General features: G+C 64.2%; 13 protein-coding genes. 7 read left to right on the forward strand and 6 right to left on the reverse strand.

The window, feature by feature from the left end; all coding sequences use genetic code 11:
- Window positions 1-25: 25 nt before the first annotated feature.
- Genes GL284_RS01000 through GL284_RS01015 form a run of 4 tightly spaced genes read left to right on the forward strand, consistent with a single transcriptional unit; the run spans window position 26 to window position 3781 of the window.
- Entirely contained in the window at window positions 26-1114 is a 1089-nt protein-coding gene (locus tag GL284_RS01000) for an ABC transporter permease (RefSeq protein ID WP_155042784.1), read from the forward strand.
- A complete protein-coding gene (locus GL284_RS01005; RefSeq protein WP_155042785.1) occupies window positions 1111-1878 on the forward strand; it encodes an ABC transporter ATP-binding protein in 768 nt (255 codons plus the stop codon). The genes GL284_RS01000 and GL284_RS01005 overlap by 4 nt, the downstream gene beginning before the upstream one ends.
- A gap of 3 nt (window positions 1879-1881) precedes the next feature.
- A complete protein-coding gene (locus GL284_RS01010) occupies window positions 1882-3141 on the forward strand; it encodes an MlaD family protein (RefSeq protein ID WP_155042786.1) in 1260 nt (419 codons plus the stop codon).
- 10 nt (window positions 3142-3151) lie between these two features.
- Window positions 3152-3781 (forward strand): ABC-type transport auxiliary lipoprotein family protein, encoded by a 630-nt coding sequence (locus GL284_RS01015; protein ID WP_155042787.1) that lies wholly within the window; start codon window positions 3152-3154, stop codon window positions 3779-3781.
- Between the two features lie 108 nt (window positions 3782-3889).
- Here GL284_RS01015 and cysN read toward each other — a convergent pair whose 3' ends face one another.
- Window positions 3890-5797 (reverse strand): sulfate adenylyltransferase subunit CysN, encoded by a 1908-nt coding sequence (cysN, locus tag GL284_RS01020; protein WP_155042788.1) that lies wholly within the window; start codon window positions 5795-5797, stop codon window positions 3890-3892.
- 49 nt (window positions 5798-5846) lie between these two features.
- The gene (gene cysD, locus GL284_RS01025; RefSeq protein ID WP_155042789.1) at window positions 5847-6752 is read right to left on the reverse strand and encodes a sulfate adenylyltransferase subunit CysD; all 906 of its coding nucleotides are present in this window, start codon (window positions 6750-6752) and stop codon (window positions 5847-5849) included.
- A gap of 68 nt (window positions 6753-6820) precedes the next feature.
- Between cysD and GL284_RS01030 the strand changes: the two genes are divergently transcribed.
- Window positions 6821-7897 carry a helix-turn-helix transcriptional regulator gene (locus GL284_RS01030; RefSeq protein ID WP_155042790.1) on the forward strand — a complete coding sequence of 359 codons (1077 nt, stop codon included), beginning with the start codon at window positions 6821-6823 and terminating at the stop codon, window positions 7895-7897.
- On the opposite strand, the gene GL284_RS01035 is transcribed toward GL284_RS01030, so the two are convergent.
- Complete coding sequence (locus tag GL284_RS01035; RefSeq protein ID WP_155042791.1) at window positions 7894-8823, reverse strand: LysR family transcriptional regulator; 930 nt, start codon at window positions 8821-8823, stop codon at window positions 7894-7896. The genes GL284_RS01030 and GL284_RS01035 overlap by 4 nt on opposite strands.
- A gap of 135 nt (window positions 8824-8958) precedes the next feature.
- Here GL284_RS01035 and GL284_RS01040 point away from each other — a divergent pair, with 135 nt between their 5' ends.
- Window positions 8959-9732 (forward strand): SDR family oxidoreductase, encoded by a 774-nt coding sequence (locus GL284_RS01040; RefSeq protein WP_155042792.1) that lies wholly within the window; start codon window positions 8959-8961, stop codon window positions 9730-9732.
- Between the two features lie 458 nt (window positions 9733-10190).
- The gene (locus GL284_RS01045; RefSeq protein WP_155042793.1) at window positions 10191-11225 is read left to right on the forward strand and encodes an ABC transporter substrate-binding protein; all 1035 of its coding nucleotides are present in this window, start codon (window positions 10191-10193) and stop codon (window positions 11223-11225) included.
- Between the two features lie 101 nt (window positions 11226-11326).
- Here the strand turns inward: GL284_RS01045 and GL284_RS01050 are convergent, their stop codons facing one another.
- Genes GL284_RS01050 through GL284_RS01060 form a run of 3 tightly spaced genes read right to left on the reverse strand, consistent with a single transcriptional unit; the run spans window position 11327 to window position 14641 of the window.
- Window positions 11327-12358, reverse strand: a complete 1032-nt coding sequence (locus GL284_RS01050; protein WP_155042794.1) for an FAD-binding oxidoreductase — start codon at window positions 12356-12358, stop codon at window positions 11327-11329.
- 13 nt (window positions 12359-12371) lie between these two features.
- Window positions 12372-13385 (reverse strand): Ldh family oxidoreductase, encoded by a 1014-nt coding sequence (locus GL284_RS01055; RefSeq protein ID WP_155042795.1) that lies wholly within the window; start codon window positions 13383-13385, stop codon window positions 12372-12374.
- Complete coding sequence (locus GL284_RS01060) at window positions 13382-14641, reverse strand: aromatic ring-hydroxylating oxygenase subunit alpha (RefSeq protein WP_155042796.1); 1260 nt, start codon at window positions 14639-14641, stop codon at window positions 13382-13384. Before GL284_RS01060 ends, GL284_RS01055 begins: the two co-directional genes overlap by 4 nt.
- Window positions 14642-14652 lie beyond the last annotated feature (11 nt).

Raw genomic sequence — 14652 nt, forward strand, 5'->3', positions numbered from 1 at the left:
CGCAAGTTGAACGGCAGGGCGGGCCATGAACGATCCGGCAGGTGAACACAAGCTGACGGCAAGGCCCGATGGCGACAGCCTGCGCCTGTCGGGCGAGCTGACGGTCTGGACCCTGCCGCAGCTTGCCCAGACGGCGCCGCAGGCGATCCGGCTGGATAACGTCACCCGCTTTGACACCGCCGCCGCATGGTATCTGGCCGACCGCGCCGCGCAGGGCACCCGGATCGAGGGGCTGACCCCGCAGCAGCAGGCGCTGCTGGACACGGTGACCAAAGCTTTGCCGAAACCCGATCCTGCCGCAGCCCCCTGCCCCGGCTGGCGCGCGCTTCTGGAACGCACCGGGCAGCGCGTCGTCGAGATGCTGGCCTTTCAGCGCGAGCTTGCCGAATATCTGGGCCGCTTTCTGGCGGCAGCCGGCCGCGCCATCCGCCATCCACGCGAATTCCGCCTGACATCGCTGGTGCATCACTGTCAGGAAACCGGGCTGCGCGCCGTGCCCATCGTCGCGCTGATGTCCTTTCTGATCGGTGTGGTGCTGGCCTTTCAGGGCGCGGCCCAGCTTCAGCAATTCGGGGCCGAGGTCTTTGTCGTCGATCTGATCGCCATTTCCATCCTGCGCGAACTGGGCATCCTTCTGACCGCGATCATCGTGGCGGGGCGCACGGCTTCGGCGCTGACGGCCTCGATCGGGTCGATGAAGATGCGCGAGGAAATCGACGCCATGCGCACGCTGGGCATGGATCCCGACATGGTGCTGATCCTGCCGCGCGTGCTGGCGCTGCTCATCACGCTGCCGATCCTCGGGCTGATCGCCAATGTCTCGGGGCTGATCGGCGGCGCGATCATGTCCTGGATCGAACTTGGCATCTCGCCCAGCATGTTCCGCTATCGTCTGGTCGCCGAAACCGGGGTGGAACATGTCATCGCGGGCATCAGCAAGGCCCCGGTCTTTGCCATCGTCATCGGCATCATCGGCTGTCACGCGGGCATGAAGGTCGGCAAGGACGCCGAATCGCTGGGCGCGCAGACCTCGCGCGCGGTGGTCAATGCGATCTTTGCCGTCATCGTCATCGACGCGCTGTTTTCGATCTTCTTTGCGGAGATCGGGATATGACCGACAATATCATCGAGGTGCGCGGCCTGCGCACCCAGTTCGGCAGCCATGTCATCCATGACGGGCTGGATCTGGATCTGAAACGCGGCGAGATTCTGGGCGTCGTGGGCGGTTCCGGGACCGGCAAATCGGTGCTGCTGCGCACCATCGTCGGGCTGATTACCCCGGCTGCGGGCAAGGTGCGGGTTCTGGGACAGGATGTCGGCCAGCTCTCTGGCCCCGCGCGCGAGGCGCTGGAACGGCGCTGGGGCGTCATGTTTCAGGACGGCGCGCTGTTTTCCGCGCTGACCGTGCAGGAAAACGTCGAGGTGCCCTTGCGGGCCGTGCCGGGCCTGACGGATGCGCAGCGCGAAGGGCTGGCGCAGTTGAAGGTGTCGATGGCCGGGCTGCCATGGAATGCCAATGACAAATACCCCTCGGATCTGTCGGGGGGCATGAAGAAGCGCGCCGGGCTGGCGCGGGCGCTGGCGCTGGATCCGGAAATCGTCTTTCTGGATGAGCCCACCGCCGGGCTGGACCCGATCGGCGCGGATGCGTTCGACAAGCTGATCGTCGGCCTGCGCGACGCGCTGGGGCTGTCGGTCTTTCTGGTCACGCATGATCTGGACACGCTGCACGCCTGTTGCGACCGCATCGCGGTTCTGGCTGAAAAGAAGGTGCTGACGACCGGCACCATGGCCGACATGCTGAAGGTCGATCACCCTTGGGTGCATGAATATTTCCACGGGCCGCGCGCCCGCGCCGCCACCGTCGGGAAGGATTAGGATATGGAAACCAAGGCCAATTACGTCCTGATCGGCGCCTTCACCATCGCGGGCTTTCTTGGCCTTCTGGCCTTCATGATCTGGTTCGCCAAACTGGAGCTGAACAAGCAGTTCGCCTATTACGACATCTATTTCCCGGAAGTGTCCGGGCTTGGCATCTCGTCCGAGGTGGGCTTTGCCGGTCTGATGGTGGGCAAGGTCATCGACATGCAGATTGCCGATGGCACCAATGGCGCGGTGCGCGTGCGCATCGAGGTGCAGGAGGATACCCCCGTGCGCACCAATTCCCGCGCCTCGCTGGAACTCTCGGCCGTCACCGGCTCGGCCACCATGGCGATCAGCGCGGGCACGCCCGACGCGCCCCTGCTGCGCGAGGCGCATCCCGACGACATCCCGGTGATCGAGGCGAACAGGTCCGTGCTGCAGACGCTTTACGATCAGGGCCCAGAGATGATCTCGCGGCTGAATACCGTGGCCGAACAGATGACCCAGCTGCTTGGACCCGACAACCAGACCCGCGTGCACAACATCCTGTCCAATGCCGAACGCTCGACCGCCAATCTGGACAAGGCGATGGCCGATGTCAGCAAGGCGACGGATGCCATCGCCTCGGCTGCGGACGATATTTCGGCCTTTGGCGGCAAGCTGGACAGTCTGGGGGCGGCGGCGGAAACCACGCTGGCCAATGCCGATACCGCGATGGCGCAGTTCAACGAAACCGCCAAGCGCGCCGATCTGGCGCTGGAGGCCGGGACCGCGACGCTGGATCAGGCGCGCAGCTATATCGCGGGCGATCTGCAGGGGCTGACGCAGCAACTGCAGACGACCGCGGCATCGGTGCAGGCCGATCTGACGCGGCTGACCGATCAGGCCGTGCCGATGATGGGCAGCGCGGGCCGCGCGTTCGAGGGCGCCGACCGCATCATCAACACCGAGGTCGGCCCGGTCGCCGCCGATCTGCGGGTCACGCTGGGCCGGCTGAACGACACGCTGGCCAGCGTCACCGCCGATCTGCCCGACATCACCGCCCGGCTGCGCAGCGCCGCCGAAAGCGCCGATGGCGCCTTTGCCAGCCTGCGCGTGATGCTGGACGGCGCGCGCGCGCCGGTGCAGGCTTTCGCACGTGACGGCCTGCCGCAATTCACCCGCATGGCCAGCGACCTGCGCGCGCTGGTGACGAATGTGGACAAGCTGGTCACGACCCTAAGCCGCAATCCCGCGCAGATCATCACCGGGCCGAAAACCCCCGAATTCCGCCGCTGAGGAGGCCGATATGACCCGCATGACCTTGGCCGTTCTGGCGCTGACCCTGACCCTGCCCGGCTGCGCCGCCGTCTCGGCCCTGTCGGGCGGACCCAGCCTTGACGTGTTCGAGCTGCGCCCGCTGTCGGATGCACCCAGGACCTGCGGCCGCGGGCGTCTGGCCGAACTGGTGATCGAGGAACCCAAGACCCGTGGCACGCTGAACACCGAACGCATCATGATCCGGCCCTCGGCGCTTCAGACGCAATACCTGCCCGACGCGCAATGGGGCGATACCGTTCCGATCACGCTGCAAAACCTGCTGGTGCGCGGTTTCGGCAGCTATGACGCCTTTACCCATGTCGGGCGCGCGCCCTTGGGCACATCGGGCGATTATGCGCTGATCTCCGAGATCAACGATTTCAACGCCGAAGCCGTGGAGGGCGGCGCGGTCATCAAGCTGTCGGTCAGCGCGCAACTGGTCAATGAGATGGATGCCCGCGTCGTGTCGCGGGGCAATTTCGTGGCGCAGACGCAGGCGGCATCGACCCGCACCGCCGATCTGATCCCGGCCTTTGACGCGGCGGGCCAGCAATTGCTGGCGCAGATGACCGATTGGGGCCTGCGCGGCGTGGGCGTGAACCCGGCCAATTGCCGCTGACATCCGTCTGCTGACATCCGTCCGCCGTCACCCGAAACCCGACACCCGCACAAAGAAAAACCCCGGCAGGTCGCGCCTGCCGGGGTTTTTGCGTTCTTCGTCCCCGGATCAGGGGATCAGGCGGGCGATGATCAGGTCCGCCGCTTCCTCGACCGTCATCTGCGTCGTGTCGATGCGCAGTTCCGGCGAGGCAGGCTCTTCATAGGGCGAGTCGATGCCGGTGAAGTTCTTCAACTGACCCGAGCGCGCCTTGGCATAAAGCCCCTTCACGTCGCGGCCCTCGGCCACTTCCAGCGGCGTGTCGATAAAGACCTCGACGAATTCGCCCGGCTGCATCATGCCGCGCACCATGTCGCGTTCCGACCGGAAGGGCGAGATGAAAGCGGTGATGACGATCAGACCGGCATCGGTCATCAGCTTGGCGACCTCGCCCACGCGGCGGATGTTTTCCACGCGGTCGGCCTCGGTAAAGCCCAGATCCTTGTTCAGGCCGTGGCGCACGTTGTCGCCGTCCAGCAGGAAGGTGTGGCGGTTCATCCGCGCCAGCTTGCGCTCGACGATATTGCCGATGGTGGACTTGCCCGAACCGGACAGACCCGTCAGCCACAGCACGGCGGGCTTCTGGTTCTTCATGCCGGCATGGTGGTCACGCCCGATATCGGTGGCCTGCCAGTGGATGTTCTGGGCCCGGCGCAGCGCGAAATGGATCATCCCGGCGGCAACGGTGTGGTTGGTGATCTTGTCGATCAGGATGAACCCGCCCAGATCGCGGTTTTCCGCATAGGGCGCGAAGGGGATTTCGCGGTCCGTCGTGATGTTCGCCACACCGATTGCGTTCAGATCCAGCGTCTTCGTCGCCAGATGTTCGCGGGTGTTGACGTTCACCTCGTATTTCGGGGCGTGCACCGTGGCCGAAACGGTCTGCGTGCCGACCTTCAGCCAATAGGCCCGGCCCGGCACCATTTCCGCCTCGTCCATCCAGACCAGCGTGCTTTCAAACTGGTCGGCGACCTCCAGCGGCGACTGGGCCGCCACGATCACCTGCCCGCGCGAACAGTCGATTTCATCGGTCAGCGTCAGGGTGATCGCCTCGCCCGACACGGCCAGATCGCGGTCGCCATCCATGGTCACGACGCGCGACACGGTCGAGGTCTTGCCCGAGGGCAGCACCCGCACCTGATCGCCCGGCTTCACCGTGCCGCTGGCCACCAGACCGGAAAAGCCGCGGAAGTCCAGATTGGGACGGTTCACCCATTGCACCGGCATCCGGAACGGCTTGGCCTGATCGGTGGTGGCGTCCACCTCGACCGCTTCCAGATGCGGCAGCAGCGCCGTGCCGGTATACCACGGCATGTTTTCGCTATGCGCGGTGATGTTGTCGCCCTTGAAGCCGGAAATCGGGATCGCGGTGAAATCCTGAATGCCGATGCTGGTGGCAAATTCGCGGTATTCGGCGACGATCTGATCGAACTTGGCCTGATCGTAATCGACCAGATCCATCTTGTTCACGGCCAGCACGATATGGCGGATGCCGATCAGCTGCACCAGATAGCTGTGGCGGCGCGTCTGGGTCAGCACGCCCTTGCGCGCGTCGATCAGGATCACCGCCAGATCGGCGGTCGAGGCACCCGTCACCATGTTGCGCGTATACTGTTCGTGGCCGGGGGTGTCGGCGACGATGAACTTGCGCTTTTCGGTGGCAAAGAAGCGATAGGCCACGTCGATGGTGATGCCCTGTTCGCGTTCGGCGGCCAGACCATCGACCAGCAGGGCGAAGTCGATTTCCTGCCCCTGCGTGCCGACGCGCTTGCTGTCGCTTTCCAGCGCGGCAAGCTGATCTTCAAAGATCATCTTGCTGTCATACAGCAGACGCCCGATCAGCGTCGATTTGCCATCATCGACCGAGCCGCAGGTGATGAAGCGCAGCATGGTCTTGTGCTGGTGGGTTTCCAGATAGGCGTCGATATCCTCGGCGATCAGCGCGTCGGTCTTGTAGATGGGATCTTGGGTCGTCATGGGTCACCTGCATTTCGGTGGAATGTTTCGGAAGCGGCGCGCGAAAGGCTTAGAAATAGCCTTCCTGCTTCTTCTTCTCCATCGAGGCGGCCTGATCGTGGTCGATCGCGCGGCCCTGCCGTTCCGAAGTGGTGGTCAAAAGCATTTCCTGAATGACCTGCGGCAGCGTCGTCGCCTCGCTTTCGACGCCCCCGGTCAGCGGATAGCAGCCCAGCGTGCGGAAGCGGATGGACCGCATCTGCGGCACTTCGCCGGGGTTCAGCTTGAAGCGTTCGTCATCGACCATCAGGATCAGCCCGTCGCGTTCCACGGTCGGGCGCGGGGCCGAGAAATACAGCGGCACGATTTCGATGTTTTCCAGATGGATGTATTGCCAGATGTCCAGCTCGGTCCAGTTCGAGATCGGGAACACCCGCACGCTTTCGCCCTTGGACTTGCGGGCATTATACAGCCGCCACAGTTCCGGGCGCTGGTTCTTGGGATCCCAGCGGTGATTGGCCGAGCGGAACGAGAACACGCGTTCCTTGGCCCGCGACTTTTCTTCGTCCCGGCGCGCACCGCCGAAAGCCACGTCGAAGCCGTATTTGTCCAGCGCCTGTTTCAGACCCTCGGTCTTCCACATGTCGGTATGCAGCGCGCCGTGATCAAAGGGGTTGATGCCGCGTTCCGCTGCTTCGGGGTTCTGATAGACCAGCAACTCCATCCCGGCATCGCGGGCGGCCTTGTCGCGCAGCGCATACATGTCGCGGAATTTCCACGTCGTGTCGACATGCAGCAGCGGGAAGGGCGGCGGCGCGGGATAGAACGCCTTTTTCGCCAGATGCAGCATGACGGCGCTGTCCTTGCCGACGCTGTACAGCATGACCGGATTTTCGGCCTCGGCCACGACTTCGCGCAGGATGTGGATGCTTTCCGCTTCAAGCCGCTGCAAATGGGTCAGTGATTTCTGGGTCATGTGAAAGTCTCTGTCAGGTCGCGGTTGCAGCCTGTCTAAAGATGTGACCAGATGCAGTTACCCCCCATATGGGAGGCATATGGAAAAATCCGGAGCATTTTCCCATTTCCGCCGAAACGGATATCCTGAATGCCCTGATCGCGGCAGCAACCGGCTTTCCCGACCGTCCCATCATGGGCGGCGATCCGCACCCTGACGACACCGACCGCTGGCCGGGTTTTCTGCGCGAATTGTCGCGCGTGACCGGGGCCGCATCGGCACGGTTGGATCTGGTCGTGGCGGGTCGGGTCCTCCGGGCGTGGCAGGTCGGCGCGGACCTGCCCGCCCCGGCCCCGGATCTGGCGCAGATGCGCTATCACCGGGTCTATTCGCAGACCGATCTGCCCGGACGCCCGACACCCGACCGCCCGATTCGCGCGCTGAAATGGGGCGTCGAGACCGACATGCAGGCGCTGCTGGTCATTCAGCGCGAGGACCGGGATTTCCGCGCCGTGGACGGGCTGCAACTGGCCAATCTGACGCCCTATCTGGGACAGGTCACGGCCAGTTGGCGCGCGCTGGACCGCGAACGCGCCCGCGCGGCGCTGGACCGCCGCATTGCCGCCGATCTGGGCTGCGGCTGGATGATCCTTGGCCCGGCGGGCGTTGTGGCCGAGATTTCGCAGACGGCGCGGCAGGTGCTGGACACGGTTCCCGGCCTGCGGCTGCGCAGCGGCGGCTGGATCGAATGCCCCGACCCGCAGGCGACGCAAGACCTCCGCCGCGCCATCGGCAAGGCGCAAGCCGGCGCGACGCAACCGCAACTGGTGACGCTGGCCCCGGACCTGCAAATCGCGCTGACCCCCGCCCGGATCGGCACGGATGAGCGGCTGCTGGGCCTGCTGCGCCGGATCCGCCCGGCGCGCAGCCTGCCGGTGGGTGACATGGCCGCCATGCTGGGCCTCAGCCGCAGCGAGGCACGGCTGGCGGCGCTGATCTGCGACGGCTCAAGCCTGCGCGACGCCGCCGAAACACTTGGCTGGACGCTGGAAACCACCCGCAGCACCTCGAAACAGATCTTTGCGCGGCTGGGCGCGGGCGGTCAGGGCGATGTCATCCGGCAGATGCTGGGCAGCGCGCTGTGGCTGGCCCTGCCGACGGATTAACGGTGCGATGACCGGGCCTTGGGGAGATGCAACGCGCTTTGCTTCAGAAGCTGATCCAGCCAGTCGGCAAAGACCTGCAACCGCCGCGACAGATGCCGGCGATGCGGATATAGCAGCGTCATCGGCAGGGGCTGGGCGCAATGGTCTGGCATCACCTGAACCAGTTCGCCTGCGGCCAGATGCAGGCCGACATCATAGGCCGGGATCTGGATCAGCCCAAGACCGGCCAGACAGCAGGCAATATAGGCCTCGGCGCTGTTGACCGTCACGCGACCCCGGACCGGCATGGATCGCGGATGGCCGTCCTCGACCCATTCCCATTCCTCGACCCGCCCGTCGGACGGCGAGGCATAGTTGACCGCCAGATGATCCGCCAGATCATCCGGCCCGCGCGGCGTGCCGTGCCGTTGCAGATAGGCCGGGCTAGCCACGTTGATCAGCGCCAGCTTGCCGACCGGCCGCGCAATCAGTCCGGAATCCGACAGCGGCCCGACGCGCAGAACGCAGTCCACCCCGTCCTCGACCAGATCGACAGCACGGTCGGTCACGCCCAGTTCGATCTGAATCTGCGGATAGGCATCCAGAAAATCCGGCAAGGCGGGCGCGATGATCAGTCGCCCGATCCGGCCCGGCACGTTCACCCGTAGACTGCCCGCTGGCCCTGCCCCGGTCTGGCGAAACAGGTTTTCGGTTTCTTCGACATCGGCGATGAGCCGCAGGCAGCGTTCGTAAAACGCCGTGCCGTCCTGCGTCGGCGCAACTTTCCGCGTCGTGCGATGCAGCAGTCTGGCGCCGACCCGCGCCTCAAGTTCCTGAACCGCCGCCGAGACAGAGGATCGCGGCACGCCCAGCGTGGCTGCGGCACGGGTGAAGCTGGCGCAGTCGACGACACGCGCGAAGATACGGAACAGGTCGATCCGGTCCATCTGGCACGCGATCCTATTGTGCGGGATTTCTGACAGGTGATGTCAATATAGCCAGCTTTATTTGTAATACCAGACGATTAACTTCCTGACCGAGGCGGCCAGATCAGGTCGCACGACCCAAAACAGGAGACGTTCATGACCGATCACAGCATCAAGGGCAAAACCGTCATCATCGCCGGCGGCGCAAAGAACCTTGGCGGATTGATCGCCCGCGATCTTGCTGCACAAGGCGCAAAGGCCATCGCGATCCATTACAACAGCGCCGCCACCAAGGCGGATGCCGAGGAAACCGTCGTCGCCGTGAAAGCCGCCGGGGCCGAAGCTGTGGCCTTTCAGGCCGACCTGACCACGGCGGGCGCGGTCGAAAAGCTGTTCGCCGATGCGGTCGCCGCCATCGGCCGCCCTGACATCGCCATCAACACCGTTGGCAAGGTGCTGAAAAAGCCCATCGCCGAGATCAGCGAAGCCGAATATGATGAAATGAGCGCGGTGAACGCGAAATCCGCTTTCTTCTTCATCAAGGAAGCGGGCAAGCATCTGAACGACAACGGCAAACTGGTGACGCTGGTCACATCGCTGCTGGGGGCCTATACACCGTTTTATGCCAGCTATGCCGGGACCAAGGCGCCGGTCGAACATTTCACCCGCGCGGCCTCGAAGGAATTCGGCGAACGCGGCATCTCGGTCACGGCGATCGGACCCGGCCCGATGGACACGCCGTTCTTCTATCCCGCCGAGGGTGAGGATGCGGTCGCCTATCACAAGACAGCGGCGGCGCTGTCGGGTTTCTCGAAAACCGGGCTGACCGATATCGAGGATATCGTGCCCTATATCCGCTTCATGGTGTCGGATGGCTGGTGGATGACCGGCCAGACCATTCTGGTCAATGGCGGCTATACGACCAAGTGATCTTGCGGGCGGCCATTCCCGGCGGATGGCCGCCCCCGATATTCAGCGCGCGACGCGGTGCCCGCACATGGCGCGGGCGCGATGCGAAACAGGCGCATCCGCCGCCCCGACTTCGCGAAATCCGCGATCATCCATGAATAAAATACACATACATCATGCCGATAAAGCGTTTTTCAAAGATATTGAGGGACCATATCATCCGGACAGGCCATTGAAACGCATGGCCGTGGCTGCCGGAACGACCGCAGACCGGGATCTTGCCGTCCGTCGCAGGTGGCAAGGATACCGGCATACGAACGCCCGGCATCCATGACATAAAAGACGGTCATCTGGCCGACGCCCCTGCCGGGAAGGGCAAGACAGGCTGGCTTTTCCCGCCTGTCAGATGGGGCCGCGTCCGGATGAAACGGGAATGCCGACGAAAAACGGCAGCCGCCAACCAACATGGGATGATATTGATGATTGCCTCTAAACCGAACCTTGCCGTCATGGTCGGCGCTCTTGTTCTGGGTGCCTCGGCCGGAATGGCCAATGCGTCCTATTGCGGCGACGGCAAGACCGTCACCTTTGCCGGGATCAACTGGCAAAGCGGCGCATTCGTCACCGAGGTGATGAAAACCATTCTCAGCGACGGCTATGACTGCAAGGTCGATGCCATTCCGGGAAACTCGGTGACGCTGGAGCAGGCCACCGCCAATAACGACGTGCAGATCTTTGCCGAGGAATGGGTCGGCCGCAGCGAGGTCTGGAACAAGGCCACCGAAGAAGGCAAGGTCACCACGGCAGGCAAGACCTTCGTCGGCTCGAAAGAGGGCTGGTTCGTGCCCAGATACCTGATCGAAGGCGACGCCGCGCGCGGTATCAAGCCTGTCGCGCCCGATTTGAAAAGCGTCTCGCAGCTCAGCGAGCCGCAATATGTCAAGCTGTTCGCCGACCCCGAAGAACCCAGCAAGGGCCGCTTTCTGAACTGCCCGTCGGGCTGGACCTGCGAAGGCATCAGCACCGCGAAGCTGGAAGCCTACAAGCTGGACGGCAGCTATGTGAACTTCCGTCCCGGCACGGGCACAGCGCTGGATGCGGCGCTGTCCTCGGCCTATCTGCAGGGGCTGCCGGTGCTGCTGTATTACTGGTCGCCGAATGCGCTGATGGCGAAATTCGATCTGGTCCTGCTGGATGAGCCCGCCTATTCCGACGCCTGCTGGGCCGAACTGAGCAATCCCGAAGGCAAGCGCGACGAAGGCTGCGCCTTCCCCCCGGCCGAGATTGTCTATGGCCTGAACAGCGAATTCGCCAAGGAGGCCCCGGAAATCGTCGACATTCTGAACAAGGCCACCTTCCCTCTGGACGATATCAACTCGAGTCTGGCCTATATGATGGATCAGAATGTCGACGCCACGGCGGCGGCGGCAGAGTTTCTGAAGACCAAGGGCGATGTCTGGGGCGGCTGGGTGTCGCCGGAAGCGCGCCAGAAGATCGAAGCCAGCCTGAAGTAACCGGCGAACCGCGACCGGGCGATGCGCAACCACATCGCCCGGCTGCACGCAGATCGGCCAGACAGGCCGACGATCTGCCGCCTGCGATGCGGCTTTGCCGTTTATGCCTCGATCCCAAGATCGCCCAAGGGCCGCGCGCAGCAGGCCAGAATATAGCCCTCGTCGATCTCATCCTGACTGATGCCGCCTTTGTGGCGCATCTCGACATTGCCGGCGGTTTTCAGCGTCAGACAGGTGCCGCACAGGCCCGCCGCACAAGATGTCTCGATATCGATCCCGGCCGCGCGGGCGATCTCCAGAACGGTCTGGTCCCGCGATGCGCTGACCGTCACACCCGAGGCGGTAAAGACCACGCTGACCGGACCGGCGTCACTGGCCGGCGGCGGCACGGGGTCTGCATCGGGCTGAAAGCTTTCCTGATGGTAATGCGCCATGTCAAAGCCTGCCGTGGCCAGCATGTCCTGCACATGCCGCATGAAACCGCCGGGACCGCAGCAAAAGATCTCGCGCGTCAGAAAATCGGGCGACAGCGCGGAAAGCCGCGCCAGATCCAGCCGCCCCTGTTCGGCTTCGACAAGGAAGGCCACGCGAAGATCCGGCATCTGCCGCGACAGCACCGCCAGTTCGTCCACGAACAGACGGTCGCCGCGTGTCCGGGTGCAGGTGATGACATCGACCTGCGCACCGGGGGCGCAATCGCTTAGAAACCGGATGGCCGAGATCGACGGGGTCACGCCCGACCCCGCCGACACGAACAGCGCGCGGCGGCGGTGATGCGGCGCATATGTGAAATCGCCGCGCGGTCCCGATGCCGACAGCAGATCCCCCGGACGCAGGCAGTCGAACATCCAGCGCGTGCCGATGCTGCCCGGCTGCGCCTTGACCGTCACCGAAACGCTGTAGGGCCGCGACGGCGACGAGGACAGCGTATAGGTCCGCAGCACCGTCCGTCCCGCGATGGGCAATTCCAGCGTCAGGAACTGGCCCGGCAGATAATGGAAACAGGCGGGCGTTTCCGGTGCAAAGACGAATGTCCGCACGTCGTCCGTCTCAACCCGGACGGCGATACAGCGCAGCCGGTTGTCCTTGTCGTTCCAAAGCGGCAGGCGCGCTGCGGGCAGGATGGCGATCATCGGCCGCGCCCCGTCAGACGCGCGCGTCGGCGCGGGCGTGCAGCAGGTCCCACAGATCGCGATCCACGGTGATGTGCTGCGCATTCCCGGACCGGGCCGTCAGGCGCTTTGCCCCCGGAACGCGTGTCCCCGGCTCTTGCGTCATGGCGCATAGCAGGTCGTCATTGCGCTGCGCGAAATCGCCTGCGCCCAGACGCTTGGGGCTGATGGCGATGATGCATTGTCCCGTCCGGGGCGGCCCACCGTCGCAATCGCCAAACGATGACGCCTCATGCGAGAAATGCGACCCGCTAAGGCCCGCCGACAACAGATCCACCATCAGCGCAAGCCCGGTGCCCTTATAGCCGCCGATGGCCGCAAGGCTGCCCTGCATCGCCTCGACCGAGGAGGTCGTGGGCTTGCCGTCGCGGTCCAGCGCCCAGCCCGGCGGCAAGGCATCGCCACGCTGATGCGCCTTGATGACCGAGACCATCGCCACCACGCTTGAGGACTGGTCGATGACCAAGGGCGCAGTCCCGGCGCGGGGCGCGGCAAAGGATATCGGGTTCGTCCCGAAAAAGGGTGTCCTGCCGCCAAAAGGCGCGATGGTGGGCGAGGCATTGGCCGTCATGAACGCCACAAGCCCGTGATCGGCCAGTTCTTCGGTGAAATAACCCAGAGATCCGCAGGCATAGGAATTGGCGACAGACAGGATGGCGATGCCGGTTTCCTGCGCCACCTGCACCAGCGGGTCCATGCCCAGCTCGATCGCCGGATGGGCAAAGCCGGTCGCGGCATCGACCGTAACGACGCCCGGCGCGGGACGCGTCAGCCGTGGCACCGCCTGCCCGTCCACCTTGCCGCAGGCGGCATGGTCGCAATAATATGGCAGATAGGACAGCCCGACCAGCTTTTGCCCGTCGCGTTCGGCAAAGGCGACCGAGCGCGCGACGGCTGCGGCGTTGGTCTGGCTGACATTCGCGGCCCTCAGGGCCATGACCGCAAGCGTCTCGATTTCGGCCAGCGTGACATCAAGGGTGCGGGTCATGCGGCATGCCCCGTGGCCTTGTGCGCGGTGTCGACAAGCGGATCCAGCGCGCCCAGCAGGTTTTCGGCATACCAGCGCACGAAATCGCGGGTGCCGCCCTCGATCAGGTCGGAATAGGGCCCCGAGCGATAGGCGCGGCCACGGATGCCAAGATGGTTGTTTTCCGCAAGCTGGCGATCCTGATTGTTGGTTTCCGCCCAGACCTCGGTCAGGCGCGCCACGTCGTAATCCACGCCTTCGACGGCATCCTTGTGGACCAGCCATTTCGTCGTGACCAAGGTTTCCTCGGCGCTGACCGGAAAGACGCGGAAGGTGACCGCGTGATCGGCAAGGATGTGGTTCCAGGTATTGGGCAGATGCAGCAGCCGCACCGAGCCCAGATCCGGGCTGGTCAGATTGCCCAGCAGTCGGGAACAGCCGGGGCGGCCGTCCATGGTCATCGACACCATGCCCCCGGTGAAGGGCAGGCGCACCGCGCGATATTGCGGGCTGGTTTCGGTATGGGCGTGCGGCAGGCACAGCGCGTCCCAATCGGCGCCCTTCTTCAGCAGCAGCGCCTTGTAGGCCGGGCTGACATTCGGATCGTTCGGGTCGTCGAATTCCGTGATGATATGCATCAGTTCGGGATGCGAGCCCGCGCAGTGATAGCATTCGCGGTTGTTTTCGATCACCAGCTTCCAGTTGGCCTGTTCCACCAGCGACTGGGTGTGGACGACCTTGGCATTGTCCAGATCATGCGGCAGCAGATAGGGCTCGGTCGCGGCGCGGAACGGCTCGAACGCAGGCGGGTCGTCGGACAGGTTCAGGAAGATATATCCTCCGACCACCCCCACCGCGACCGGAGCCAGCCCAAAGCCTTCGGTCGAAAAATCGTCGCCCATCAGACGGGTGCGCGCAAGCTGGCCGGTCAGTTCATAGGACCATTGATGATAAGGGCAGACCAGCCGCCGCGCGCGGCCCTTTTCGCCAAGACAAATGCGCGAGCCGCGATGCCGGCAGGTGTTGTGATAGGCCGCGATCTGGCCGTCCGCCTTGCGCAGCACGATGACGGATTCGCGGCCGATATCGACCTTGATCCAGTCTCCGGCTGCGGGGATCTCGCAGGTCATCGCGGCGAAAAGCCATTGCCGGGTAAAGAACAGCTCCATCTCCATGTCGAAGAAATCGGGGTCGACATAGAAGGGCTGTTCCAAGCTCCAATCCGGCTTGCGGGCCGTCAGAAGCTGATGCGCACGGTTCAGAACATCCTGTTTCATGGTGTGGATCC

This window comes from Paracoccus shanxieyensis, from assembly GCF_009711265.1.
Taxonomy (GTDB): Bacteria; Pseudomonadota; Alphaproteobacteria; order Rhodobacterales; family Rhodobacteraceae; genus Paracoccus; species Paracoccus shanxieyensis.

What these genes read in the sequence shown, in the direction of transcription:
- GL284_RS01000 (WP_155042784.1), top strand. Translation starts at nt 26, where the DNA reads ATGAACGATCCGGCAGGTGAACACAAGCTGACGGCAAGGCCCGATGGC.
- GL284_RS01005 (WP_155042785.1), top strand. Translation starts at nt 1,111, where the DNA reads ATGACCGACAATATCATCGAGGTGCGCGGCCTGCGCACCCAGTTCGGC.
- GL284_RS01010 (WP_155042786.1), top strand. Translation starts at nt 1,882, where the DNA reads ATGGAAACCAAGGCCAATTACGTCCTGATCGGCGCCTTCACCATCGCG.
- GL284_RS01015 (WP_155042787.1), top strand. Translation starts at nt 3,152, where the DNA reads ATGACCCGCATGACCTTGGCCGTTCTGGCGCTGACCCTGACCCTGCCC.
- cysN (WP_155042788.1), bottom strand. Translation starts at nt 5,797, where the DNA reads ATGACGACCCAAGATCCCATCTACAAGACCGACGCGCTGATCGCCGAG.
- cysD (WP_155042789.1), bottom strand. Translation starts at nt 6,752, where the DNA reads ATGACCCAGAAATCACTGACCCATTTGCAGCGGCTTGAAGCGGAAAGC.
- GL284_RS01030 (WP_155042790.1), top strand. Translation starts at nt 6,821, where the DNA reads ATGGGAGGCATATGGAAAAATCCGGAGCATTTTCCCATTTCCGCCGAA.
- GL284_RS01035 (WP_155042791.1), bottom strand. Translation starts at nt 8,823, where the DNA reads ATGGACCGGATCGACCTGTTCCGTATCTTCGCGCGTGTCGTCGACTGC.
- GL284_RS01040 (WP_155042792.1), top strand. Translation starts at nt 8,959, where the DNA reads ATGACCGATCACAGCATCAAGGGCAAAACCGTCATCATCGCCGGCGGC.
- GL284_RS01045 (WP_155042793.1), top strand. Translation starts at nt 10,191, where the DNA reads ATGATTGCCTCTAAACCGAACCTTGCCGTCATGGTCGGCGCTCTTGTT.
- GL284_RS01050 (WP_155042794.1), bottom strand. Translation starts at nt 12,358, where the DNA reads ATGATCGCCATCCTGCCCGCAGCGCGCCTGCCGCTTTGGAACGACAAG.
- GL284_RS01055 (WP_155042795.1), bottom strand. Translation starts at nt 13,385, where the DNA reads ATGACCCGCACCCTTGATGTCACGCTGGCCGAAATCGAGACGCTTGCG.
- GL284_RS01060 (WP_155042796.1), bottom strand. Translation starts at nt 14,641, where the DNA reads ATGAAACAGGATGTTCTGAACCGTGCGCATCAGCTTCTGACGGCCCGC.